The organism is Rhizobium alarense, from assembly GCF_021555155.1.
GTDB lineage: Bacteria > Pseudomonadota > Alphaproteobacteria > Rhizobiales > Rhizobiaceae > Rhizobium_D > Rhizobium_D alarense.
This window is the reverse complement of sequence record NZ_JAKGBU010000060.1, coordinates 1-21,696: the sequence shown is the minus strand read 5'-3', so window position 1 is coordinate 21,696 and position 21,696 is coordinate 1. Positions and strand designations below refer to the sequence as shown.

Below are 21,696 nucleotides of genomic sequence, written 5' to 3'. Positions count from 1 at the left end.
ATCGGCGTTCTTATCTGTTTGCCCTGCACAAGGCTACATCGACCATTTTCCGAACCGATCATGGACGTACCTGATCCGGCTGACCATCTTTCGGCCTCTGACGGCGCTACCGCAGGCGAACAGCATCAGCGACAAGCTCAGCACAGGGTTCACCCAAGCATCGGATCCACTGTTTGCATCGAACAAAATGAGCGAAACGGCTCCCATTGCAGCGAAGAAGACCATCCCGAAATCGTATTGCTTTGAAAGGCTCGTAAGCCGGGCCGAATGTCGGGCATAGCGCAATTGCCTTGCCAACTTGCGCCTTTCGGTTGCCAGTTGGTCGCGCTGGCGACCGAGCACGTACACGCCCTGCATTATCTGCTCTTCGAAGCTCGATTTACTCATATCGCTGACCTCAGATATTTTTCTGCAATTTCCTCTGTGAATTCGCCGTGTTGTTCGGCGTAGTCGATCAGGAACCGGATGAGCTTCAAGCGCTTGTCCGGTTCCACCTGACAGTTTTCTCTTGCGATGAAAGCGTCAACCGCCCCCGTGACCTGGTGATACAGATCGACGGTGTCCCGATTGTACGGGCTTCCTTCCCCCGTTAGCATCCACACGGGGTTCACATTGAATTTAACATGCAGAAGCCGGAGAATTTTTGCCGGTATCTCGCGATTTCCGCGCTCGTAGGTGTTGTAAGCGCTTTGCGACACCTCAAGCGCTTCGGAAAAGGGCACCTGCTTTAACCCGGAATCCTTGCGGATTTTCCCCAGCCGTTGCCCCATTGCCTCCATGAATCCATCTTGCATCGAAATATCTTAAATGCGATAAAAGTGTTGCGCCCAGCGCGATTATATGATTCGTTCTGTCTCGTGTCGAATTATCTCTATGGAGTTGAGCAGTTATGCAATCTCAGCTTTTATCACCGAAGCAATTGGCTGATCGTTCCGGATGGCCGGTCGCTCGCATCCGGAACCTGATCGCCAAGCAAGAAATCCGTCATGTCCGGATTGGCGGAAGCCTGTTCCTGCCGGAAAACGCCGTGGATGAGTATCTTGCGGCGAATATGGTCGAGCCCAAGCAGAAGGCTTTGGCGCTTGCTGACAACGCCTCCAGAGCGTGAGGAGCGGCATATGAAGCAGCAAGCTGAAACGTTAGCCCCGCGACCGCTCTACAAATTCGCGGTCAGCCGCGTCCGTGCGGCGGAGCTTCTGGATGTCTCGACGGGGACCTTTGACGACTGGGTCCGCCGTGGCCTTATGCCGAAAGGCGTGAAGATCGGCGCGTTGCGCCGTTGGGATGCCGAGGAAATCCGGGCGTCCTGGTACGACATCAAAGAACACGGCTTGAGCGGAGACGAAGACGATGGCGAAAACCCGTTTGATTACGCGGTCGGGTAATCAGCGCGTCCCCTTCAAATATTGCTCGCGGGATATCGACCGGCACGGCAACGAGCGGTTCTATCTCCGCCTGCCAGGCATGCCGAAGTATCGTATGACCTCCACCTATCTGGACGAGGCGGGCAGCGTCACCCAAGCGTTTGCCGAGGAATATCACCGCGTCCTGGCTGGCGATCGTGGTGAAAAGGCGGTCCAGATTTCTAGACTGGAGCCGGGCTCGGTTCGCTGGCTGGTCGAGACCTATTATCGGTCCAAGGCGTTTCAGAGCCAGTCGCCGGCCACGCAGAAGGACAAGAAGAGCGTTCTCAATCGCTATTGCAGCAATGTGGGCGAACTGCCCTTCAAGAAGATCCGCAAATCAGACATTGAAGCCAGCCAGATGAAGCGCAGCGGCACGCCCGGCGCAGCCGACAAGCTGGTGAAGTATCTGAAGGCGTTGTTCAATTGGGCTATCAGCGCCGAGCTGGCGACCTTCAATCCCGCGAACGGTGTCACGAAAATCCATAAGTCTCCCGGTTTCCACACCTGGAGCGAAGCGGAACTGGCGCGCTATCGCGCAGCCTATCCGTTCGGCTCTATGGCCCGGCTTGCAATGGAACTGATGCTGAATTTGGGCGTCAGACGCTCGGACCTCGTCAAGCTCGGCTGGCGGAACCTGGTCGCCGATCGCATCGAGTTCATACCGGAGAAAGGTTCCGGCAAATTATGCACAGTCGCTCAGCCTGCCTGTCACAGACGAGCTCCGCGAGGCGCTGGACGCGATCACGCATGATCAGCCGACCTTCCTTATAACCGAATACGGCAAGGCGTTCAGCGGGAACGGCTTCGGCAACAAGATGCGCCAGTGGTGCAACGATGCCGATTTGCCGGAATGCTCGTCGCACGGCCTCAGAAAAGCGTCCGCAACGATCCTCGCCGAGGCAGGTGCTACAGAACATCAATTGATGGCGATCTTTGGCTGGTCTGATTCCAAGATGGCGCAGCACTACACCAAAGCCGCCCAATCCAAGCGGATTATCGATGCCGGTTTCGAGCGTCGGAAAACCTACGTGGCCCGCAAAAATGTCCCACTTTCATCGAACCGGAATTCCGGTGAGACAAATCGAGGAAAAAACGATGGAAAAACAACGTCCGAAGACAGAAATGGTGGGCCCGGAGGGACTCGAACCCCCAACCAAGCGGTTATGAGCCGCCGGCTCTGACCATTGAGCTACAGGCCCGTCCGGAAGGTCCGGTGCCGGGGGGCAATGGCGGTCCGTCCGGCCCGTTCCGTCTAGACGAAATCCGCCGGGCGGACAAGCGCTGCCGCATTGCTTACACAATCAAAGCGGATGAAGCGGACGAGGGACAATCAAGACCGATACGGAGACATCCATGCCGCATTTCCCCTTCGGCCGCGCCGTCGGCGCCGGCTTTCTTGCGCTTTCGCTTGCCGGCGCGGCACCCGCCGCCTTCGCGCAGGAGGCGCGCCCGCGCGAGCCGGTCGTCACCGTCACCGGCGTGGGCGAGGCGTCGGTCACGCCCGACATGGCGCTGATCGAGCTCGGCGTCGTCAAGGACGGCAAGACGGCGCGCGAGGCGCTCGACGCCAACAGCAAGGCGATGGCCGAGGTGCTGTCCGCCCTCAAGGAGGCCGGCATCGCCGAGCGCGACCTGCAGACCTCGGGCTTCAGCATCAATCCGCAGTACCATTATCCGCAAAGCAGCACGGGCGAGAACCAGCCGCCGGTGCTGACCGGCTTCCAGGTGGCGAACACGGTGAGCCTGCGCGTGCGCGACCTCGACAAACTCGGGACGATCATCGACCGGTCTGTGACGATGGGCGTCAACCAGGGCGGCGCCATCCGCTTCGTCAACGACGATCCGGCGGGCGCCCTGAGCGAGGCGCGGCGCAAGGCCGTCGCCGACGCCATGGCCAAGGCGAAGGAACTGACGGACGCCGCCGGCATCGGCCTCGGCAGGATCCTCGAGATCGACGAGACGGTGAGCCAGCCGCAGCCGATGCCGATGATGCGGGCCATGGCGAAGGACTTCGCCGCCGAGGCGGTTCCCGTCGCCGCCGGCGAAAACAGCTACAGCGTCACCGTGACAATGACCTTCTCGCTCGGCGGCTGACGCCGCCTTTCGGGCGATCCCGTGCGATCGATGTCCGCCTCGGCATGAAGACATGGCCGGAACCGCCACAGAAACCGAAATCCCCGCGGTGTGCCCGCGGGGATTTTCCTTGATGCGCGGCCGAACGGCGAGACGGCGCCCGCCCGGCAGGCCTCAGCGCCACAGCACGGGGCAGCGCGGCACGTTGGCGAAGCCGATCGTCGCCCAGCGGCCGTAGCGGCGCCCGTCGACGATGACGCGGTGCGGCGTCACGCGCGCCACGCGGGCATAACGCAGGCCGTGGTACCGCGCCTTCTCGACGGCACGCCAGGGCTCGCAGCGCCCGCGATAGCCGCGATCGTAGCGGGGACGATCGCCCCAATGGCCGTCATGGTGGCCGCCGTGATAGCCGTGGCGATAGCCGACGGTCTCGACGCGGACATCGAGGCTCGCGGCGGATGCCGCCGGCACGGCGGCGGTGGCGGCGCCGAGGCAGAGCGCCAGGGCGGCAAGGGTTCTGGTGAGGATGCTGGACATGGCGGTCTTCTCCGGTTGGTTCGCCCGCTCCGGTCCGTTCTCCCCCGGCCCCGGCAGCGATTGAACCGACGATAGGCGCCGGCGGCTGAACGCCGGCGGAACCGGGCGTTCAACAACCGTTCAGCCGCGCCGGCCCATGCTCGTCCCTCGCTTGCGGGGCCGGTTCTGTCGGATCAGCGGGAACACGACTACGCCCCCGCGCGACCGAAGAGCGCCAGGCGCGCGACGCGCTCGCCGTCCCATTCCAGCAGCAGCAGCCGTTCGTGCGACGCGGGGCCGGAGGCCGTCTCGCCGCGCACCGTAAGACGCACGACGGTGACACCTTCGCCGTCGGCCGACAGCACCAGCGCATCCCCGTAGCGCTCGTCATGCATGCTGAAATGCCCGGCGAGCCGCGCGCGCAGCGCCCCGCGGCCATTGTCCATGCCCGAGCCGAAGCCGTCGATCGCCACATCCTCGTCCACCAGCGCGGCGATCTGCTCATAATCGCGGCGGTTCAGTGCCTCCACGAAAGCGAGCGAACGGTCTGTGATGTCGGCCATGGTTTCCTCCCGGACTGGTCTTGCGGACTGGCGGCATGCAACGTCGGACCCGGCGGCAGGGTTCCCTCACGGGCCGAGATGGAGCACGATGTCGCGCCGGTGCGGCCGGTCGCGATGCTCGAAGAGATAGAGCCCCTGCCAGGTGCCGAGCGCAAGCCGCCCGCCGGTCACGGGGATGCCGATCGAGGTCTGCGTCAGCGCCGCCTTGATATGCGCCGGCATGTCGTCCGGCCCCTCCAGCGTGTGCACCACCCAGCCCATGGCCGGATCGTCGGAGGGCGGCACCAGGCGGCGGAAGAACTGGTCGAGATCGCGCCGGACGTCCGGATCGGCATTCTCCTGGATCAGGAGCGAGCAGGACGTGTGCCGGACGAAGACAGTGAGCAGGCCCTCCTCCCGCCCCGCCTGCCGCACGAAGGCGGCCGCCTCGGCGGTGAATTCATACAGTCCCTGCCCGCGCGTCGCGATGGTGACCTGCTTCTGCGGCATCTGCCTTCTCCGGTCTGTCGTTGCGGCTCGGTCAGCGGCCGGCGAGAACGGCGGCCTGGAGTTCCGGCGCGCCGCCCTTCCGCCAGAACGATTCCCCCGTCGTCAGCAGAAATGCGGCGAAGAGCGCGCGCGCCTCTTCCCGGCAGACGCCGCCGCTCACATCGAGCACCCGCGCCGCATGGCGCGGTGGCGGGTTGGCGAGCGCCACGGCGGCGCAGCCGCCATAGCCGTCCTCCATCGCGTAGACGAGCCGGGCAATCGGCAGGTGCAGCAGCGTGCCGAAGCACATGATGCAGGGTTCGAGCGTCGTGTAGAGCGTCAGCCCGTCCGCGTGGCCAAAGCTGTAGCGGCCGGCGAAGACCGCCTGGAAAAGGTTCATCTCCGCATGGCCGAGATGGTTCGACGCCATGGTCTTGCGCGCCCGGCCGAGCACGCGGCTGCCGGCCGCGAGCACCGCTCCGACCGGAAACACGCCCTCCGCCAGCGCGGCGCGCGCTTCGCCGAGCGCGTGGCCCATCATCTCCTCGTCACCGCCGTCCGTCATCCCGCACCAACGCCCGTGTCGCGCGCTCCGCACCCGCCGGAGCGCACCCTGCCATGACGCAACGGACGCGGCAAGGCAGCGCCTGCCCGCCGGGCTCATTTCTCCAGGAAGGCCTGGAAGCCGCCGAAAATCATGCGCTTGCCGTCGAAGATCGTCGTCCATTCGTCGCCGGAAAGGCGGGGGTCCTCGATGACCTTCCTGTTGATGGCGTCGCGCTCGGCGCGCGAGCGGTAGGTGATCCAGGCGAAGATCACGACCTCGTCGTCGGTCGCAAGCACCGCGCGGGGAAAGGAGGTGATCTCTCCGTAGGGCACCTCGTCGCCGACGCATTCCACGTAGCTCAGCGCCCCGTGTTCCATCCACACCTCGCCTGCCACGGCGGCGATGCGCTTGTAGTCCTTCAGCCTGGCCGCCGGCACGGCCAGAATGAACCCGTCGACATAGGTCATGCTCCGCCTCCTCCATCGTCTGACGTGACATAGGACGCACGAGACGGTTGTCGACCGACAGGCAACGGAGAAACATCTATCACCGGGCCGAAGGACCGGCAGGCCCGCCGGCCCGCGGGTGGCGGCGGGGCTGGAAGGTCAGGACGCGGATGGCATCCATCAGGGTCTCACAGATTGCGGCAAGCATGATCGCACCTCCATGGCGACCATTGGACGCCGCTTGCGTCGCGCGTTCAAACGAGCTTATCGTCGGCGTCGAATGACTTGAGGTTATCCATGAAACGCGGACGCCTGCCGCTGACCGCCCTGCGCACCTTCGAAGTCGCCGGCCGGCGCGAGAGCTTCACCGAGGCGGCGAACGAGCTTTTCATCTCGCAGGCCGCCGTCAGCCGGCAGGTCCGCGAACTGGAGGCGCTGCTCGGCCGGCCGCTGTTCGAGCGGCTGCATCGCCGCGTCCGCCTGAGCGAGGCGGGCCGCAGCCTGCTTTCCGTGCTGACGGGCGCCTTCGATGCGATCGACCAGAGCCTCGAGGACTTGAAGGACGCGCCGGCCCGGCCGCGCGTCACCGTCAGCGCCGAACCGTCCTTCGCCGCCTGCTGGCTCGTGCCGAACCTCATGCGCTTTCAGGCGCTTCATCCGGGCGTCGACGTGGTGCTCGATGCCGATCCGCGGCCCATCGGGTTTCGCGGCAGCGAGCCGGTGCTCGCCATCCGCCACAGCACCGGCCAGAGCAGCTGGCCGCGCGTCGAGGCGCGCCGTCTTGTCGACGTCCACCTCACGCCGGTGCTCCACCCGGATCTCCAGCGGACCGGCGGCGCGATCGTCCGCCCGCAGGACCTGATGCGCCATCCGCTGCTGCACGAGGAGAACCGTGACCTCTGGGCACGCTGGTTCGCCGCGACGGGCACCGGCAAACCGCCGGGCGCGCAGGACGGCCACGTCTATACGGACGGCGCACTCGTGCTGCAGGCGGCGTTGCGCGCGCAGGGCGTGGCGCTGGCGGATACGCTGTTCGTCGCCGACGACGTTGCCGCCGGGCGGCTCATGCGGCCCTTCGCAACCGCGGTGCCGCACGGCGCCTATTTCCTCGTGGCCCGCCGCTTCGACCGCCTGCCCGACGCGGCCGCCGCCTTCGCGGCCTGGCTGGAACAGGCATTCCGGGCGGTTACAGCAGCGAGCGGCCCGCCATGACGGCGAGCAGCGCCAGAACGCCGAAATAGACGACGGTCGCGACCAGCATTGCATAGCCGCCGGCGACGAAGAGCCCGTCGCGCTGCGCGATGCCGCCGGCGAGAAGCAGCACGGCGAGCGCCGGCAGCGTGTTGGAGAAGGGAATGAGCCCAAGCGGCGCCATCAGCAGCACGCCGCCCATCAGCATGGCAAAGCCGTTGAAGCGGTTGACCGCCGCGCCGTGCACCAGAAGCGAGAGCCGCGGCCGCACGTAACGCTCCATGCCGGCGACGAGCGAGATGCCGCGCTCCAGCGTCGGCCGGAGCTTTTCCGCCGAGATGGCACGGTCGGCGATCGCCGCCGGCAGCCAGGGCATGCGGTTGACGGTGATGGCGAGCGAGATCAGCACGATGCCGGCGCCGAACACCGTCGACACGCCGGGAATGGAGACCGGGAACAGGAAGGGCAGGCAGAGGAAGACGCAGAGCAGCAGCAGCCCCTGCTCGCCCATCGCGACGATCAGTTCGCGCAGCGTCACCGTCTCGCTCTTCAGCCCCTGGAGCACCCTGCGCAGGGTCTGGCTCGTGCTCTGTTCCGTATCCTGGAACTCGATCGATTCCATGAAAGAAGTCTCCGCATCCGTGCGGCGCCGACCGCGCCGCTTCTTTCCCGCACCGCAGCATAAGCACGGAACCTGCCGTGCTGTCCTCCAGAAAAGCGGAAAAAGTTTGAAGCACCCGGCAAAGGGACCCTGCCGCGACCGCCGGCTCCGAAAACCACCACGCGGGGTGTCGAGGGTGTGCACCCTAGAACCAGGAGCCGCAGTCGCGCAGCTGCCGGGAATACTGTGCCGCGATCTTGGAGGCGCGGGCCGCACCCTGCTTCGCCGGCGCGCTCCAGCGACCCCGCGCATAGCCCGCATGGCCCTCGTGATAGGCAATGTAGAGCCGGTAGGTGTCGTTGCGGGCGATACCGTTCTTCAGGTGGCTCTGGTGATGGTACCAGGCGATGAAGCGGATGGCGTCGCCGAAATCGGTGCGGCTCGCGGTCCAGCGGCCCGTGATGCGCTTGTAGCGCGACCAGGTACCGTCGAGTGCCTGCGAATAGCCGAGAGCGCTCGAGGCCCGTTTCCAGGGAATGAAGCCGAGCAGCTTGCGGCGCGGCGGCCGCGCATTGTGGCGGAAGCCCGATTCGGCGTAGACCGTCGCCATCAGCACGGGCACGGGCACGCCGTATTCGCGTTCGGCCCGATAGGCCGCCCGCCGCCAGTTGTCGAACAGGCCGTCGCGTTGCTCGAACACCGCGCAGGCATTGCGCGTGTCGCGCGGCACGGAGCCGCAGCCGGCGAGCAACAGGAGGAGGACGATCAAAACGCAACGCATCGCTAACCTCTCGTTTGAGAGATTTATGAAGCGTAAATCTTAAGGATCGGTTTTTAGTCGAACTGGAAGGATCGCGCAGGAAACGTGCGGGCCTCGCTCGGCGTCCGGCGCGGAACTTCAGGCGCACGATGTCCCCGGCCGAAAGCCCGTCGGCGAGGCCGTGGCGGGCACCATGTCGGGGGTGGTCTGCGGGAAGCTGGCGACCGGATACCGGGTGAGGTCCTCCGACACGTCCGGCCCGCGCGGCACCGCCATCCAGACGGGCCTGCGGCAGAGGAAATGGGGATCGTCGAAGATGACAGGATCGTCTGCGGGCGACGCTCACATCAGCCAGTCGTCGAGAGAATAGGCGCGGATATAGTCGATCTTCAGCTCTGCGCCGTCCTCGAGCCCGTCATCCGGCACGCCGGCCGTGCCGCCGACGGCGAGGTTGACGATCATGTACATCGGGTCGTGCATGTCGTCCGGCGTGTCGGCGCTCGCGACCGCGACGTCGTCGAAGTACCAGACGATCTTTTCCGGCGTCCACAGAACGCCGTAGCTGTGGAAACCCTCCGTGCCGTCGACGCTGACGGCGGTGGAGGTCGTCGTGCGCTCGCCGGTCTCGTTCGAATGCACGGTGACGTGAACCGTGTTCTGATCCTGGCCGCGCATCTCGACGACGTCGAGCTCCGGCGGCCAGGAGCCGTCGGCCGGCAGGAGCCAGAAGGCAGGCCATGTGCCTTGCTCGTCCGGCATGTCGGCGCGGATCTCGAAATAGCCGTAGGTCTGGGCGAAGGAAGAATGGGTGGTCAGCATGCCCGACGTGTATTCGTAGCCGTCTATGGCGGAGCGGATGTCCTCCGGCGCCTCCTTCGCCGTGATGGTCAGCACGCCGTTCCGTACCGAGAACGGATTGACCGACGACGTCGGCTCGTAGGCCGGGTTGATGTACCATTGCAGTTCGCCGTTTCCGGTGAGCGATGCGCCCTTGTCCGGCGCCCACCAGAACTTCGCGTCCCAGGTTCCGGCCGTGCCGTCGGTGAGGCTCAGCGCGTCGAACGTGTCGACGAAGGTCTCGGTCAGCGCCGAACGGTCGAGCGCCATCCGGAACTGGCCGGCCCGGAAGTCGGCGATCGTCGTGTCGGCGAAGACGACGCTTTCACCGTTGCCGAGCGCCAGCCGGACATCGTCGCCCTCCTGCGTCATCGCCGCCTGGACCTGCTCGAAGGACGTCAGGTCGTAACCGTCGAGACGCAACGTGTCGTCGGCGCCAAAATCCACGATGAGATCGCTGCCGTTGCCGCCGGCGATGAGAAAAATGTCCGCCCCGCCGGCACCGATCAGCACATCGTTGCCCGCCCCGCCGTCGATCGTCTGGCTGCCGGAGCCGCCGGTGATGATGTTGTCGAGGTCGTTGCCAAAGGCATAGCGGCCGCTGCCGGTGACCCTGAGGTTCTCGAAATTCTCCGGCAGCGTGTAGCTCATCCAGGTGGAGATCGTGTCGATCCCCTCCCCTTCGTCCTCCTGGGCCCGATTGATCCCGGAGTAGAGGTAGTAGATGTCGTCGCCCGTCCCGCCGATCATCGTCACGTCGACGGCACTGTCGCCCCACATGGAATCGTTGCCGGCCGTGCCGTAGAGCTGCGGGCCGGAGCCCGTCGCGGAAAACCACGCCGTGGAACTGCCGCTGTAGTAGAGGGGTACGCCGAGGGCGTTCAGGATGCTTCCGGCCATTCTTCCATCTCCGTCGCGGGCGGCCGCTCCTCCCCGGCGCGCGCCCTCTTGTTGCACTGGAACGGGCGAAGGCTAGCAGCGGCCCCGGGACGGGTCCAATCGGCGACGACCTGCAGGCGGCGGATGGCCCGCGCGCGCCCTTCGGACGGCAAGGAGGCTAATATGTCGGAGAAAACAGCCGCTTGGCGCCAGTTTCGGTCCGCGGCGCACGGCCGAATTGTCCGGCAACCTGCTCCGCCGCGGCACACGCCGGCCATCCGGGTTAAGGGCCCGGCAACCCTCTTCGCCGAATTCCTGCCGGAAGGAAGCGACGCGTCGCCGAACTTTACCGAACGAATTCAACGCGATGCCGGCCACCATCAGGCCGCGGGCCGCGCCGGCGCGCGCGCCGCGCTCGGAATTTTGGGGAAAGGCCCGCCGCGGGCCGAGGGGCGCCACGCAAAAGGGCTGCGCATGAAACGGAAAAGCCGGGCGCGAGCCCGGCTTCCGTACAGCCTGGTGCGAGGCAGGCTCAGCTGTCGAGGAACGAACGGAGCTTGCGGCTCCGGCTCGGATGCTTGAGCTTGCGGAGCGCCTTCGCCTCGATCTGCCGGATGCGTTCGCGGGTGACCGAAAACTGCTGTCCGACTTCCTCGAGCGTGTGGTCCGTGTTCATGCCGATGCCGAAGCGCATGCGCAGCACGCGTTCCTCGCGCGGCGTCAGCGAGGCGAGAACGCGGGTCGTCGTCTCGCGCAGGTTCGCCTGGATGGCGGCGTCGATCGGCAGAAGCGCGTTCTTGTCCTCGATGAAATCGCCGAGATGCGAATCCTCTTCGTCACCTACGGGGGTTTCGAGCGAAATCGGCTCCTTGGCGATCTTCAGGACCTTGCGGACCTTCTCGAGCGGCATGGCGAGCTTCTCGGCCAGTTCCTCCGGCGTCGGCTCACGGCCGATCTCGTGCAGCATCTGGCGCGAGGTGCGCACGATCTTGTTGATCGTCTCGATCATGTGCACCGGAATGCGGATCGTGCGCGCCTGGTCGGCGATCGAGCGGGTGATCGCCTGCCGGATCCACCAGGTGGCATAGGTCGAGAACTTGTAGCCGCGGCGATACTCGAACTTGTCGACGGCCTTCATCAGGCCGATATTGCCTTCCTGGATGAGGTCGAGGAACTGCAGGCCGCGGTTCGTGTATTTCTTGGCGATCGAGATGACGAGACGGAGGTTGGCTTCCACCATCTCCTTCTTGGCGATGCGCGCCTCGCGTTCGCCCTTCTGCACCATGTGCACGATGCGGCGGAATTCCGAGATGGAAATGCCGGTCTCGGTGGCCAGGTTCTGGATCTCCTGGCGGATGTCGCGGATCGTCGAGTTCTCGTTCTTCGCGAATTCCTTCCAGCCCTTGGCGGCCAGGTTGGCGATCGACTTCATCCAGTTCGGATCGAGCTCGGCGCCGTTGTACTGCTCCAGGAAGCTGTCGCGCTTGACGCCGTAGCTTTCGGCGAGACGCAGCAGGCGGCCCTCGTTCTGCACGAGGCGCTTGTTGATGTCGTAGAGCTGCTCGACGAGGCTGTCGACACGGTTCTGGTTGAGCGACAGCGACTTGACCGCCGTGATCAGCTCGTCCTTCAGTTCCTTGTAGCGGCGCTCCTGGGCGGGCGACAGCGTGCCGGTAGCGGCAAGACGGGCCTCCACCTGCTGGTCCTGCAGCTTGCGCAGCTTCTTGTAGGTCTCGGCGATCGTGTCGAGCGTCTCCATGACCTGCGGACGCAGCTCCGCTTCCATGGCGGCGAGCGAAAGGTTCGACTCGTCGTCGTCCTCTTCCTCTTCTTCCGGCGGCAGGCCATCGCCGCCGACATTGGTGATGTCGTCGTCGGTGGCGCTGCGAACCTTGCGGTTCTTTTCCTTCTCCTCGGCCGCCTTGCGGTCGGCCTCGATCTTCTCGGGACTCTGGAATTGCGGTGCGGCCTTCGCCTCGGGACCGGAATAGGTCGTCTCGAGGTCGATGATCTCGCGCAGCAGCGTCTGGCCTTCGTTCAGCTCGTCGCGCCAGATAATGATCGCCTGGAACGTCAGCGGACTCTCGCAGAGGCCCGCGATCATCGTCTCGCGGCCGGCCTCGATGCGCTTGGCGATCGCGATCTCGCCCTCGCGCGACAGGAGCTCGACCGAGCCCATCTCGCGCAAATACATGCGCACCGGATCGTCGGTGCGATCCGTCGGCTCCTTCTTCTTGGCCGCGGCAAGCGCCGTGCCGCCGGAGCTTGTCAGCTCGCCGCCTTCGCTCTCGTTGTCGTCGGCACTGTCCTCGTCGTCGGACTGGGTCGCCTCTTCCGCGTCCTCGTCCTCAACGACATTGATGCCCATGTCCGAAAGCATGGCCATCGTGTCCTCGATCTGCTCGGAGGTGACCTCCTCCGAGGGCAGCACCGAGTTCAACTCGTCCATGGTCACGTAGCCGCGCTTCTTGGCGGCCTTGATCATCTTCTTGACCGCGTCGTCGGACAGATCGAGAAGCGGGCCGTCGGTCGCACCTTCGCGCTCGGTTTCGGCTTCCTCGTTCTCTTTGACCTTTGTCGCCATCTAATCTTCGCTTTCCTGAAGCATCCAGTTCATCGGACTGTATGAGACTGCGCGGACAGTCGCCCTCGGGCGTCCGTCCCGCCAATCAGCTCATCGACCTAATGGAATGACAATTAAATCCCGATTAACCACGCTGTGTGCTGGGCAAGCGTGGCGATGTTGCCTCGGCAACATGATTGACATGATTTCCCGATCCGCCGTACCCATTCCACCTGTGCCAAAGATGGTGATTCCCAGATTTTTTGGTTCCGTCAAGCTTTTCCGGCAAAAAACCACGAAAACGGTGCGATTCATCGTTCCGCGGCGAGAGCCGCCGGTTACGGGCATGCAGCAGATGTAGGAAAGTCCGGCCGAAAGACAAGAGCCCGGCCGCCGCACGGGCGGTGATTCCCGGTCGGTGTCACATCCAATCCATCACCACCTTGCCCGAATTGCCGGATCGCATCGCCTCGAAACCGTCGCGGAAATCATCGATGCGGATGCGGTGCGTGATGATCGGCGCAAGGTCGAGGCCACCCTGCACGAAGGCGATCATCTTGTACCAGGTCTCGAACATCTCGCGGCCGTAAATGCCCTTAAGCGTCAGCATCTTGAAGATGACCTTGTTCCAGTCGATGCCGAAGCCATCCGGCGCGATGCCGAGGATCGCAATCCTGCCGCCGTTGTTCATCGTGTCGATCATCGAGCGGAAGGCGGGCGGCGCGCCCGACATTTCGAGGCCGACATCGAACCCCTCCGTCATGCCGATCTCGGTCATCACCTCGGCGAGATCCTGCTTCGCGGCGTCGACCACGTAGTCGATGCCGACCTTGCGCGCGAGATCGAGGCGGACCGGATTGATGTCCGTGATGACGACCTTGCGGGCGCCCGAGCGTTTCGCCACCATCGCCCCCATGATGCCGATCGGGCCGGCCCCGGTCACCAGCACGTCCTCGCCGACGAGATCGAAGGACAGCGCGGTGTGCACGGCATTGCCGAACGGGTCGAAGATCGCCGCGACCTCATCCGGCACGTCGTCCGGGATCGGCACGACATTGTGCTCCGGAATGCAGACATATTCGCCGAAGGAGCCGGGCCGGTTGACGCCGACACCCTGCGTGTAGTGGCAGAGATGCCCTCTGCCGGCGCGGCAGTTGCGGCACTTTCCGCAGACGATGTGACCCTCGCCCGAGACGCGTTCGCCGACATGGTACTTGGTGACCGCCGACCCGATCTCGGCGATCTCGCCGACGAACTCATGGCCGACGACCATCGGCACGGGAATCGTCTTCTGCGCCCAGTGGTCCCAGTTCCAGATATGCACGTCGGTGCCGCAGATCGCCGACTTTCTCACGCGGATCAGCACGTCGTTCGGCCCGACCTCCGGAACCGGCACATGTTCCATCCACAGGCCGACCTCCGGTTTCGACTTGACGAGCGCGCGCATCATGTTGGTCATGGCTGTCCTCGAAAGGCGAGACGGCGCCGTCAGGCGGCTGCGTCGATCTCGAAATTGATATGGATGCGGTCATAGGGAAACACTACACCGCGCTCTGCCTTGTCAATCACCCCGTTGCGCCACAACATGTCGACATCGCCGTGCACGCTCTTGAAATCGCGCCCGACGCGGCGCGCCACCTCGCGGATGCTGAGCGGCGCCCGACCCGTCATCGCGCGCACGATCTCGAGCCGCTTCGGTGAAAGCACGCGATGCAGATTGTCCCAAGAGGCAAAGGACAGTGTCGAGGCGGTCGCAGGCTCCCCGACACGCTCCGCCGCTTTCCACGCCTCGGCCGCTCTCGCCAGAGTCTCGCCGAGGCTATCAATCGTCACTTCGAGCGTTGCCATCGAACCATCCTTTCACCTCTGCCGCAAAATCCACGAAAAGTGCATCGACGCCTCGAAATGCGTAGGCAGTCTCGCGGCCATCGACATGCTTGTGGTCGCCCTTGCCCGCCTCGTCATCGAAACGCATGACACAAGCGCCATCGACCACCAGAGCCAGGCGATACTTGAAGCCGTGCGTGCTGCCCCGCAACGGCAACGGGACGCGCCAGATGACGACTTCGACAAATGCACCTTCTTGCAGATGCTGCCTCGCCCGGTGCACAAGGGTCGCCTTCATGATGGTCAGAATGCCATCAAACGGGGCCGATGTAAATCAGGCCATCACGCCATCAAATCACACCCAGTTCCCGCCCGACCGCCTCGAACACCGCAATTGCCCTTCGCACATCCGCCTCGCCGTGCGCGGCCGACATCTGCGTCCGGATCCGCGCCTGGCCCTTCGGCACGACGGGGAAGGAGAAGCCGACAACGTAGACGCCCTTCTCCAGCATCTTCGCTGCCATCGCCTGGGCAAGCGTCGCGTCGCCCAGCATGACCGGGATGATCGGGTGGCCTTCGCCGGCGAGCGTGAAGCCGAGTTTCGTCATCTCGGCCCGGAAGAGCGCCGCGTTGGCATAGAGCTGTTCGCGCAGGGCATCGCCATTGTCGATCAGGTCGAAGACCTTGAGCGAGGCGGCCGCGATCACAGGCGCCAGCGTGTTGGAGAAGAGATAGGGCCGCGAGCGCTGGCGCAGCCACTCGACCACCTCGCGCTTGCCCGAGGTGTAGCCGCCCGATGCTCCGCCGAGCGCCTTGCCGAGCGTGCCGGTGATGATGTCGACGCGGCCCTCCACGCCGCAATGTTCGGCCGAACCGCGGCCGTTTCTCCCGACGAAGCCGACGGCGTGGCTGTCGTCGACCATGACCATGGCGCCGTATTTTTCGGCGAGGTCGCAGACCCCCGCGAGGTTGGCGATGATGCCGTCCATGGAGAAGACGCCGTCGGTGGCGATCAGCTTGAAGCGGCTTCCCTCGGCCTTTTTCAACTCTTCCTCCAGCGCCGCCATGTCGTTGTTGGCGTAGCGGAAGCGCTTCGCCTTGGAGAGCCGCACGCCATCGATGATCGAGGCGTGGTTCAGCGCATCCGAGATGATGGCGTCCTCGTCGGTGAGCAGCGTCTCGAAGAGACCGCCGTTCGCGTCGAAGCAGGAGGAATAGAGGATGGTGTCTTCCAGACCGAGAAATGACGAAATCCTGGCTTCGAGCTGCTTGTGCTCCTCCTGTGTGCCGCAGATGAAGCGCACCGAGGCCATGCCGTAGCCGTAGCGGTCGAGCGCCTGTTTGCCGGCTTCGGCAAGCTCGTCGTTGTCGGCAAGGCCGAGATAGTTGTTGGCGCAGAAATTGAGCACCCGCGCGCCGGACGCGACGTCGATCTCGCCCGCCTGCTTGGAGGTGATGACGCGCTCCGACTTGTAGAGGCCGGCGGATTTCAGCGCCTCGAGTTCGGATTGCAGATGCGCGATGAAAGCTGAGCTCATGGGTGATCGGGTCCCTCTAAATCCGTATCGGGGTCAAGACGCGCCGCCGGTCCTCGCGCCGGTCGCGTTCGCCCCTCCATGCGATTGGCAATACCATGTCCGGCACCGCCCTGTCGCGGCCGTCCGCGCCCTGCCATGACGCAGGCCGGGGAGGCGTCATAGCCCGTGTGACGCGTAGGCGGCAACGAGGCCTTCGTAGTCCTCCATCGGCGGAAACTTCTCATAGCTGTGCACCGCCGGTGTCGTCGCCCAGCCGAGCTTCTCGCTCGTATAGGTCTCGACGAACGGGCTGAACCAGCGCGTGTCGTCCAGCAGCGTCGGACGGACATTGACGAAGAAGTCGAAACCCTACGGCCGCGTGAACATCCAGGTCATGCAATCCGGGCAGAAATGATGGCCGGCCTCGGTGTTTGCGCCGGCGACGACCGGTTCGCCCTCGACGACCGCAAACCCCTCCGTCGGGATCGCCGCGCTCAGGGAATAGGCGCTGCCGCTCATGCGCTGGCAGCCGGTGCAGTGGCAAGCCATGGTGATGAGCGGCGGCGCGCTGATCCTGATCGTCACGCGGCCGCAGCGGCATGCCCCGTGCAAGGGCAGATTCAACCCGGTCATTTGCTTTCCTCCCGCATCCGTCGAAGCCGCGCCGGCCGCCGCTTCCCGTTCGTTACAAGGTCAGCCGCCGTCGACGAAGCCGTCGATGACCGCCAGGAACGCATCGCCGAAACGGTCGCGCTTCGTCTCGCCGATCCCGGGTATGTCGAGCAGTTCCTCCCGGTCGCGCGGCCGCTCCCTGGCGAGCGCGATCAGCGTCGTATCCGGGAAGATGACATAGGGCGGCACGTCGAGCTCCTTGGCGATCGCCAGGCGCTCGGCCCGTAGCAGCTCGAACAGGTCCTTGTCGGCGCCCGAAAGGCTCGACCGCTCGCGCCCGGCCGCCGACGATCCCGTCCGTGCCTTCTTGCCGGCCTGCGGCCGGTCCTTGCGGAACAGCACCTGCCGTTCCCGGCGGAAGACGGCGCGCGCCTCCGGCTCCAGCTTCAGCGCGCCGTAGGCGGCATGATCGACGCTGACGAGGCCGGCGGCGAGCAACTGGCGGAACACCGATTGCCAGATGCGCGGTGCGATGTCCTTGCCGGCGCCGAAGACCGGCATTTCCGTATGGCCGAAGCGTTCCGTCTTCTCGTTCGCGTTTCCCGTGAGCACGTCGATGACATGGCCGGCACCGAAGCGCTCGCCGGTGCGGTAGACGGCGGCCAGCGCCGTGATCGCCGCCTCGGTGCCGTCCCAGGTCTCGACCGGGTTGCGGCAGGTGTCGCAGTTGCCGCATCGCCCAGGATGAACCTCGCCGAAATGCGCGAGGATCGCCTGCCGCCGGCAGCCGGCCGTCTCGCAGATGGCCAGCAGCGCGTTCAGCTTGGCGCGCTCGATGCGCTTCACCTCGTCGGAGGCGCTGCCCTCGCCGATCATGCGGCTGCGCTGCACCACGTCCGCGGTGCCATAGGCCATCCAGACGTCGGACGGCAGGCCGTCGCGGCCGGCGCGGCCCGTCTCCTGGTAATAGGCTTCCACCGAGCCCGGCAGGTCGAGATGGGCGACATAGCGCACGTCCGGCTTGTCGATGCCCATGCCGAAGGCGACGGTGGCGACGAGGCAGAGCCCCTCCTCCTTCAGGAAGGCATCCTGGTTCGCGTCGCGCACCGCGCGGTCGAACCCGGCGTGATAGGGCAGCGCGCGAATGCCCTGCCCGTTCAGCCATTCCGCCGTGTCCTCCACCTTGGCGCGCGACAGGCAGTAGACGATGCCGCTTTCGCCCGGATGCCGCGCAAGGAAACGCAGGAGCTGCTGGCGCGGCTGGTCGCGCTCGGCGATCTCATAGGCGATGTTCGGCCGGTCGAAGCTCGTAGCAAAGACCTCGGCGCCGCCAAGTCCCAGGCGTTCGATGATGTCGTCACGCGTGTGCGGGTCGGCCGTCGCCGTGAGCGCAACGCGCGGCACGCCGGGATAGCGCTCCGCAAGAAGGCCGAGCGCGCGGTATTCGGGCCGGAAATCGTGGCCCCACTGCGAGACGCAATGGGCCTCGTCGATGGCGAAGAGCGCGATCCGGCAGCCGGCGAGCATCTCCGAAAAACCGTCGGTGACAACGCGCTCCGGCGTCACATAGAGCAGGTCGAGCGCGCCGGCCCTGAGCGCATCGCGCACCGCGAAGACCTCCTCGCGCGACAGCGACGAATTGAGCGCCGCGGCGCGGACGCCGAGCTGCTTCAGCGCCTCCACCTGGTCGCGCATCAGCGCGATCAGCGGCGAAATGACGAGGCCGACGCCGTCGCGGCAGAGCGCCGGGATCTGGAAGCAGAGCGACTTTCCGGCGCCCGTCGGAAAGAGCACAACCGCATCGCCGCCCGCCGTCACATGCTCCACCACCGCCTGCTGGCGCCCGCGAAAGGCGGGATAGCCGTAGACGCGCTTCAAGACGTCGATCGGTCGGCGCGGTGCGCTGTCGAAGAGGGCAGAGAGTTCTGGCGAGGACGGCATGCACGATTCCCTTCGCACGGACCGTAGGCGCTAAAGGCTGGTCGCGACAACCCGCCCGGACCGGATTTTGCGACACGGCTCCGCCAAAGGTTCAGGCCTTCGCCGGCCCCTTCACGCGGCCGGACAGCACGCCGAAGCCGTCGATGATCGCCTCCTGGTTCTCCAGGCGGGCGGCCTCCTGCTGCACCTCGTTCAGCGCGCGCAGGATCTGCGGCACCCGCTCGTCGTCGCCCTCCTCCGTCGCAACGGCAAGGTCTCGCTCCAGCTCTCGACGCTGCCAGAGGAGCGCGCGGGTTCGCTTGTGCAGCGCCAGCGCCTGAAGGTAGCCCTCGCGGGCATCCTCCGGCGCGGCCTCCGCCGTCGCGGTCCAGAGGCGGGAATAGCGCATCTGCTGGCCAAGCGCCTCGAGGATCGTCGAAAAGCCCGTCGCTTCGAGCTCCTCGACGAGGCGTTGCCGATCGAGACGAGCGCCGACCGCACCCGCGATCCCGAGCATGGCCGACCACAGGCGCTGCAGGTCGCGGTTCTCGTATTCGATCGCGGCGATATCGTCGTATTCCTCGAAGAGCAGTCCCGGATGGTTGACGATCGTCAGCGCCAGCACGCTTTCGCGCAGCGCCGGAAGTTCCTGTGCGCCGCGCACCAGCGCCGAGCGGGCCAGCCGATCCGAGACGGCGCCGGTGCCGGCGGCGCGCGGCCCCTGCTGCCCGCGATCCTTGCCTCCGCCCGAGCGGCGCTGGAACGTGCCGCGCTCGCCGAATTGCCGCTGCGGCGGGCGGAAGAACGTGTTGAGGCGCTCGCGCATGTCCTGCTGGTAATGCCGGCGCACGTCCTCGTCGGCGATGACGGAGACGATCTGGCGCAGCCGCGCCTCCAGCTCCGCCCGGCTTTCGGGCGTCTCGAAGCTGCCGCTGCCCGATTCGCGCATCCAGATCATCTCGGCGAGCGGCCGGGCATGGGCCAGCACCTGGTCGAAGGGCGCCCGTCCGTCATGACGCACGAGATCGTCCGGATCCTTGCCGTCCGGCAGCAGCGCGAAGCGCACGGTGCGCCCCGGCTTGATGTGGGGCAGTGCGAGATCGGCGGCCCGGTTTGCCGCGCGCAGGCCCGCCCCGTCGCCGTCGAAGCAGAGCACCGGCTGCGGCGTCATCTTCCACAGAAGATCGAGCTGGCTTTCGGTGAGCGCCGTGCCGAGCGGCGCCACGGCATTCTGGATGCCGGCCTGATAGAGCGCGATCACATCCATGTAGCCCTCGACGGCGATGATGGTGCCCGCCGCGCCTTCGCCGCCCGCCTCGCGCTGGCCGCCCTGCGCGGCGCGGCGCGCACGGGCGAAGTTGTAAAGCACGCTGCCCTTGTGGAAGAGCTCCGTCTCGTTGGAATTCAGGTATTTTGCCGGCGCGTCCGGCGACATGGCGCGGCCGCCGAAGGCGATCACCTTCTCGCGCGAGGACAGGATCGGGAACATGATGCGATCACGGAAGCGGTCGTAGGAGACCGGGATGTCCGGCCCGTGCACCACGAGGCCGCAGGCCTCTATCGCCTCCTTCGGCACGCCCTTGCCCGCGAGATGCTCCTTCAGCGCGTTGCGGCTCTCGGGCGCATAGCCGAGGCGGAAGGTCTCGATCGTGCGGCCGGTGAGCCCCCGGTCGCGCAGATAGGCCCGCGCCCTGGCACCGGCTGCGGACTGGAGCTGCTGCTCGAAGAAGGCCGTCGCCATCTCCATGACCTCGATGAGGCCCATGCGCTCCTTCTCGCGCTTCTCGGCCTGCACGTCGGGTGCGGGCATCGGCACGCCCGCCATGTCGGCGATCTGCTGTACCGCCTCGGGAAAGCTGAGGCCGTCGAGATCGGTCAGGAAGCGGAAATGGTCGCCTGTTACGCCGCAGCCGAAGCAATGATAGCGCCCCTTGCGGTCCTCGCAGTGGAAGCTCGGCGACTTCTCCCCGTGGAACGGGCAGCAGGCCCAGTAGTCGCCGCGCGACACGTTGGTCTTCTTCCTGTCCCACGTCACGCGCCGGCCGATCACGTTCGAAATGGGAACGCGGTCGCGGATCTCGTCGAGAAAGGAAGTGGAAAAGCGCATGATGCCCCCTGGCTATCCCTTCATATAGACGCGTGCGGGACCGATCGCCACAGCTACGAGATTATGCACGGATATTCACAGGGGGCGCCGCGTGACGCCGTCGCTCGTCACGCGGCGCCGCACCCGTGACAACAGGGGTCACCCTTCGGGTGGAGCTTGCCAGCGGGGCGATTTCGGCAGACTTGCTGCTGACGGTGACCGGCACGCCGTTCGGCGAGACAACCCATATCGACCATCGCCTCTATGGATTGTCCCTCATGGCCCATGCGGCGCCGGGGCGGTTGAGGCGACCGGCGATCGGCTACTTCAACAGTTCCTTCACCACGCCGGAGGCCTTGGAGAAGTCCATCTGGCCGGCGTAGCGCTCTTTCAGCGCGTTCATGCAGCGGCCCATGTCGCGCAAGCCATGCGAGCCGGTCTCCTCGATGATCGAGGCACAGAGTTCCTTGACCTTGTCTTCCGAAATCTGCTCGGGCAGGAACTGGTTGATGACGACGATTTCCTGGCGCTCCTGGTCTGCCAGTTCCGGCCGGCCGTTCTCGGCAAAGATGCGCGCGGATTCCTCGCGCTGCTTGATCATCTTGACGAGGATCAGCATGATGTCGTCGTCTCCGACCGGATCCTTGCCCATGCCGCGGTTTGCGATGTCGCGGTCCTTGATCGCCGCCTGGATCAACCGCACCGTCGAGGTGCGACGCTGGTCCTTCGCCTTGATCGCGTCCTTGAGGCAGTTTGCGAGTTTCTCGCGCATGATTTTACTCCGTTGCGAGCCGTCCGCCGCCGGAAGGCGGAGCGGCCCGACGTCCTGTTCTTCGGCTTTCTCATAGACCAGCAACGCCGCTGCAATCAAACACATTGCGCAA

The 21,696-nt window shown here is 65.5% G+C and carries 24 protein-coding genes, 1 tRNA gene and 3 pseudogenes; 7 read left to right on the top strand and 21 right to left on the bottom strand.

Features of this window, described 5'->3' with window-relative positions:
• Positions 1-33 precede the first annotated feature (33 nt).
• Both LXM94_RS17910 and LXM94_RS17905 read right to left on the bottom strand, forming a co-directional pair.
• Positions 34-387: a hypothetical protein gene (locus LXM94_RS17910; protein ID WP_235772835.1), complete on the bottom strand. Its 354-nt coding sequence runs from the start codon at positions 385-387 to the stop codon at positions 34-36.
• Positions 384-794, bottom strand: a complete 411-nt coding sequence (locus tag LXM94_RS17905; protein WP_235772834.1) for a helix-turn-helix domain-containing protein — start codon at positions 792-794, stop codon at positions 384-386. Before LXM94_RS17905 ends, LXM94_RS17910 begins: the two co-directional genes overlap by 4 nt.
• Before the next feature lie 95 nt (positions 795-889).
• Here LXM94_RS17905 and LXM94_RS17900 point away from each other — a divergent pair, with 95 nt between their 5' ends.
• The 4 genes and pseudogenes from LXM94_RS17900 to LXM94_RS17885 form a co-directional block, all read left to right on the top strand.
• Positions 890-1,108, top strand: a complete 219-nt coding sequence (locus tag LXM94_RS17900; RefSeq protein WP_080816369.1) for a helix-turn-helix domain-containing protein — start codon at positions 890-892, stop codon at positions 1,106-1,108.
• Between the two features lie 10 nt (positions 1,109-1,118).
• Positions 1,119-1,385: a helix-turn-helix transcriptional regulator gene (locus LXM94_RS17895; RefSeq protein ID WP_235772833.1), complete on the top strand. Its 267-nt coding sequence runs from the start codon at positions 1,119-1,121 to the stop codon at positions 1,383-1,385.
• Positions 1,351-2,157, top strand: a complete 807-nt coding sequence (locus LXM94_RS17890; RefSeq protein ID WP_235772832.1) for a site-specific integrase — start codon at positions 1,351-1,353, stop codon at positions 2,155-2,157. Before LXM94_RS17895 ends, LXM94_RS17890 begins: the two co-directional genes overlap by 35 nt.
• Positions 2,051-2,329: pseudogene (locus LXM94_RS17885) on the top strand (integrase); the annotation flags it as partial. The gene LXM94_RS17890 and the pseudogene LXM94_RS17885, both read left to right, overlap by 107 nt.
• A gap of 200 nt (positions 2,330-2,529) precedes the next feature.
• Here the strand turns inward: LXM94_RS17885 and LXM94_RS17880 are convergent.
• Positions 2,530-2,605 (bottom strand) — tRNA-Ile (locus tag LXM94_RS17880).
• 154 nt (positions 2,606-2,759) lie between these two features.
• On the opposite strand from LXM94_RS17880, the gene LXM94_RS17875 reads away from it, so the two are divergent.
• Positions 2,760-3,500: an SIMPL domain-containing protein gene (locus tag LXM94_RS17875; RefSeq protein ID WP_235772831.1), complete on the top strand. Its 741-nt coding sequence runs from the start codon at positions 2,760-2,762 to the stop codon at positions 3,498-3,500.
• 153 nt (positions 3,501-3,653) lie between these two features.
• On the opposite strand, the gene LXM94_RS17870 is transcribed toward LXM94_RS17875, so the two are convergent.
• The 5 genes from LXM94_RS17870 to LXM94_RS17850 form a co-directional block, all read right to left on the bottom strand.
• Positions 3,654-4,016, bottom strand: a complete 363-nt coding sequence (locus LXM94_RS17870; RefSeq protein ID WP_235772830.1) for a hypothetical protein — start codon at positions 4,014-4,016, stop codon at positions 3,654-3,656.
• A 188-nt stretch (positions 4,017-4,204) separates the two neighbouring features.
• Positions 4,205-4,558, bottom strand: coding sequence for a nuclear transport factor 2 family protein (locus LXM94_RS17865; RefSeq protein ID WP_235772829.1), 354 nt, complete (start codon positions 4,556-4,558; stop codon positions 4,205-4,207).
• 66 nt (positions 4,559-4,624) lie between these two features.
• On the bottom strand, positions 4,625-5,047 hold the full coding sequence (locus tag LXM94_RS17860) for a secondary thiamine-phosphate synthase enzyme YjbQ (protein WP_235772828.1): 423 nt from the start codon (positions 5,045-5,047) through the stop codon (positions 4,625-4,627).
• A gap of 31 nt (positions 5,048-5,078) precedes the next feature.
• Positions 5,079-5,591, bottom strand: a complete 513-nt coding sequence (locus tag LXM94_RS17855; RefSeq protein WP_235772827.1) for a nucleoside deaminase — start codon at positions 5,589-5,591, stop codon at positions 5,079-5,081.
• Between the two features lie 95 nt (positions 5,592-5,686).
• On the bottom strand, positions 5,687-6,040 hold the full coding sequence (locus tag LXM94_RS17850) for a DUF1428 domain-containing protein (RefSeq protein WP_235772826.1): 354 nt from the start codon (positions 6,038-6,040) through the stop codon (positions 5,687-5,689).
• A gap of 276 nt (positions 6,041-6,316) precedes the next feature.
• On the opposite strand from LXM94_RS17850, the gene LXM94_RS17845 reads away from it, so the two are divergent.
• Positions 6,317-7,231: a LysR substrate-binding domain-containing protein gene (locus LXM94_RS17845; protein WP_235772825.1), complete on the top strand. Its 915-nt coding sequence runs from the start codon at positions 6,317-6,319 to the stop codon at positions 7,229-7,231.
• Here the strand turns inward: LXM94_RS17845 and LXM94_RS17840 are convergent.
• The 12 genes and pseudogenes from LXM94_RS17840 to dnaG all read right to left on the bottom strand — a co-directional run bounded on the left by LXM94_RS17840 (position 7,206) and on the right by dnaG (position 20,833).
• Positions 7,206-7,832: an exopolysaccharide biosynthesis protein gene (locus tag LXM94_RS17840; RefSeq protein WP_235772824.1), complete on the bottom strand. Its 627-nt coding sequence runs from the start codon at positions 7,830-7,832 to the stop codon at positions 7,206-7,208. The two genes, LXM94_RS17845 and LXM94_RS17840, sit on opposite strands and share 26 nt — an antisense overlap.
• A 184-nt stretch (positions 7,833-8,016) precedes the next feature.
• Positions 8,017-8,592: a transglycosylase SLT domain-containing protein gene (locus LXM94_RS17835; RefSeq protein ID WP_235772823.1), complete on the bottom strand. Its 576-nt coding sequence runs from the start codon at positions 8,590-8,592 to the stop codon at positions 8,017-8,019.
• Between the two features lie 117 nt (positions 8,593-8,709).
• A pseudogene (locus LXM94_RS26305) lies at positions 8,710-8,892 on the bottom strand (alpha/beta-hydrolase family protein); the annotation flags it as partial.
• Between the two features lie 21 nt (positions 8,893-8,913).
• Positions 8,914-10,308, bottom strand: coding sequence for an endo-1,3-1,4-beta-glycanase EglC (gene eglC, locus LXM94_RS17830; protein WP_235772822.1), 1,395 nt, complete (start codon positions 10,306-10,308; stop codon positions 8,914-8,916).
• Between the two features lie 511 nt (positions 10,309-10,819).
• On the bottom strand, positions 10,820-12,871 hold the full coding sequence (gene rpoD, locus LXM94_RS17825; protein ID WP_235772821.1) for an RNA polymerase sigma factor RpoD: 2,052 nt from the start codon (positions 12,869-12,871) through the stop codon (positions 10,820-10,822).
• Positions 12,872-13,271: 400 nt separating this feature from the next.
• Positions 13,272-14,309 (bottom strand): L-threonine 3-dehydrogenase, encoded by a 1,038-nt coding sequence (gene tdh / locus LXM94_RS17820; RefSeq protein WP_235772820.1) that lies wholly within the window; start codon positions 14,307-14,309, stop codon positions 13,272-13,274.
• A gap of 29 nt (positions 14,310-14,338) precedes the next feature.
• Positions 14,339-14,698, bottom strand: a complete 360-nt coding sequence (locus LXM94_RS17815; protein ID WP_235772819.1) for an HVO_A0114 family putative DNA-binding protein — start codon at positions 14,696-14,698, stop codon at positions 14,339-14,341.
• Positions 14,673-14,975: a toxin-antitoxin system TumE family protein gene (locus LXM94_RS17810; RefSeq protein ID WP_235772818.1), complete on the bottom strand. Its 303-nt coding sequence runs from the start codon at positions 14,973-14,975 to the stop codon at positions 14,673-14,675. Before LXM94_RS17810 ends, LXM94_RS17815 begins: the two co-directional genes overlap by 26 nt.
• Before the next feature lie 52 nt (positions 14,976-15,027).
• Positions 15,028-16,215 carry a glycine C-acetyltransferase gene (locus LXM94_RS17805; protein ID WP_235772817.1) on the bottom strand — a complete coding sequence of 396 codons (1,188 nt, stop codon included), beginning with the start codon at positions 16,213-16,215 and terminating at the stop codon, positions 15,028-15,030.
• A gap of 156 nt (positions 16,216-16,371) precedes the next feature.
• Positions 16,372-16,827: pseudogene (locus LXM94_RS17800) on the bottom strand (GFA family protein).
• Between the two features lie 60 nt (positions 16,828-16,887).
• On the bottom strand, positions 16,888-18,747 hold the full coding sequence (gene recQ, locus LXM94_RS17795) for a DNA helicase RecQ (protein ID WP_235772816.1): 1,860 nt from the start codon (positions 18,745-18,747) through the stop codon (positions 16,888-16,890).
• Positions 18,748-18,838: 91 nt separating this feature from the next.
• Positions 18,839-20,833 (bottom strand): DNA primase, encoded by a 1,995-nt coding sequence (dnaG, locus tag LXM94_RS17790; RefSeq protein WP_235772815.1) that lies wholly within the window; start codon positions 20,831-20,833, stop codon positions 18,839-18,841.
• A 125-nt stretch (positions 20,834-20,958) separates the two neighbouring features.
• Here dnaG and LXM94_RS17785 point away from each other — a divergent pair, with 125 nt between their 5' ends.
• Positions 20,959-21,195 (top strand): hypothetical protein, encoded by a 237-nt coding sequence (locus tag LXM94_RS17785; protein ID WP_235772814.1) that lies wholly within the window; start codon positions 20,959-20,961, stop codon positions 21,193-21,195.
• On the opposite strand, the gene LXM94_RS17780 is transcribed toward LXM94_RS17785, so the two are convergent.
• On the bottom strand, positions 21,135-21,584 hold the full coding sequence (locus tag LXM94_RS17780; RefSeq protein ID WP_235772813.1) for a GatB/YqeY domain-containing protein: 450 nt from the start codon (positions 21,582-21,584) through the stop codon (positions 21,135-21,137). The genes LXM94_RS17785 and LXM94_RS17780 overlap by 61 nt on opposite strands.
• Positions 21,585-21,696 lie beyond the last annotated feature (112 nt).

What these genes read in the sequence shown, in the direction of transcription:
- LXM94_RS17850 (WP_235772826.1), bottom strand. Translation starts at nt 6,040, where the DNA reads ATGACCTATGTCGACGGGTTCATTCTGGCCGTGCCGGCGGCCAGGCTG.
- LXM94_RS17870 (WP_235772830.1), bottom strand. Translation starts at nt 4,016, where the DNA reads ATGTCCAGCATCCTCACCAGAACCCTTGCCGCCCTGGCGCTCTGCCTC.
- LXM94_RS17905 (WP_235772834.1), bottom strand. Translation starts at nt 794, where the DNA reads ATGCAAGATGGATTCATGGAGGCAATGGGGCAACGGCTGGGGAAAATC.
- rpoD (WP_235772821.1), bottom strand. Translation starts at nt 12,871, where the DNA reads ATGGCGACAAAGGTCAAAGAGAACGAGGAAGCCGAAACCGAGCGCGAA.
- LXM94_RS17845 (WP_235772825.1), top strand. Translation starts at nt 6,317, where the DNA reads ATGAAACGCGGACGCCTGCCGCTGACCGCCCTGCGCACCTTCGAAGTC.
- LXM94_RS17890 (WP_235772832.1), top strand. Translation starts at nt 1,351, where the DNA reads ATGGCGAAAACCCGTTTGATTACGCGGTCGGGTAATCAGCGCGTCCCC.
- LXM94_RS17895 (WP_235772833.1), top strand. Translation starts at nt 1,119, where the DNA reads ATGAAGCAGCAAGCTGAAACGTTAGCCCCGCGACCGCTCTACAAATTC.
- LXM94_RS17865 (WP_235772829.1), bottom strand. Translation starts at nt 4,558, where the DNA reads ATGGCCGACATCACAGACCGTTCGCTCGCTTTCGTGGAGGCACTGAAC.
- LXM94_RS17835 (WP_235772823.1), bottom strand. Translation starts at nt 8,592, where the DNA reads ATGCGTTGCGTTTTGATCGTCCTCCTCCTGTTGCTCGCCGGCTGCGGC.
- LXM94_RS17805 (WP_235772817.1), bottom strand. Translation starts at nt 16,215, where the DNA reads ATGAGCTCAGCTTTCATCGCGCATCTGCAATCCGAACTCGAGGCGCTG.
- LXM94_RS17840 (WP_235772824.1), bottom strand. Translation starts at nt 7,832, where the DNA reads ATGGAATCGATCGAGTTCCAGGATACGGAACAGAGCACGAGCCAGACC.
- LXM94_RS17860 (WP_235772828.1), bottom strand. Translation starts at nt 5,047, where the DNA reads ATGCCGCAGAAGCAGGTCACCATCGCGACGCGCGGGCAGGGACTGTAT.
- LXM94_RS17910 (WP_235772835.1), bottom strand. Translation starts at nt 387, where the DNA reads ATGAGTAAATCGAGCTTCGAAGAGCAGATAATGCAGGGCGTGTACGTG.
- LXM94_RS17855 (WP_235772827.1), bottom strand. Translation starts at nt 5,591, where the DNA reads ATGACGGACGGCGGTGACGAGGAGATGATGGGCCACGCGCTCGGCGAA.
- LXM94_RS17815 (WP_235772819.1), bottom strand. Translation starts at nt 14,698, where the DNA reads ATGGCAACGCTCGAAGTGACGATTGATAGCCTCGGCGAGACTCTGGCG.
- LXM94_RS17780 (WP_235772813.1), bottom strand. Translation starts at nt 21,584, where the DNA reads ATGCGCGAGAAACTCGCAAACTGCCTCAAGGACGCGATCAAGGCGAAG.
- dnaG (WP_235772815.1), bottom strand. Translation starts at nt 20,833, where the DNA reads ATGCGCTTTTCCACTTCCTTTCTCGACGAGATCCGCGACCGCGTTCCC.
- LXM94_RS17900 (WP_080816369.1), top strand. Translation starts at nt 890, where the DNA reads ATGCAATCTCAGCTTTTATCACCGAAGCAATTGGCTGATCGTTCCGGA.
- LXM94_RS17810 (WP_235772818.1), bottom strand. Translation starts at nt 14,975, where the DNA reads ATGAAGGCGACCCTTGTGCACCGGGCGAGGCAGCATCTGCAAGAAGGT.
- recQ (WP_235772816.1), bottom strand. Translation starts at nt 18,747, where the DNA reads ATGCCGTCCTCGCCAGAACTCTCTGCCCTCTTCGACAGCGCACCGCGC.
- eglC (WP_235772822.1), bottom strand. Translation starts at nt 10,308, where the DNA reads ATGGCCGGAAGCATCCTGAACGCCCTCGGCGTACCCCTCTACTACAGC.
- LXM94_RS17875 (WP_235772831.1), top strand. Translation starts at nt 2,760, where the DNA reads ATGCCGCATTTCCCCTTCGGCCGCGCCGTCGGCGCCGGCTTTCTTGCG.
- tdh (WP_235772820.1), bottom strand. Translation starts at nt 14,309, where the DNA reads ATGACCAACATGATGCGCGCGCTCGTCAAGTCGAAACCGGAGGTCGGC.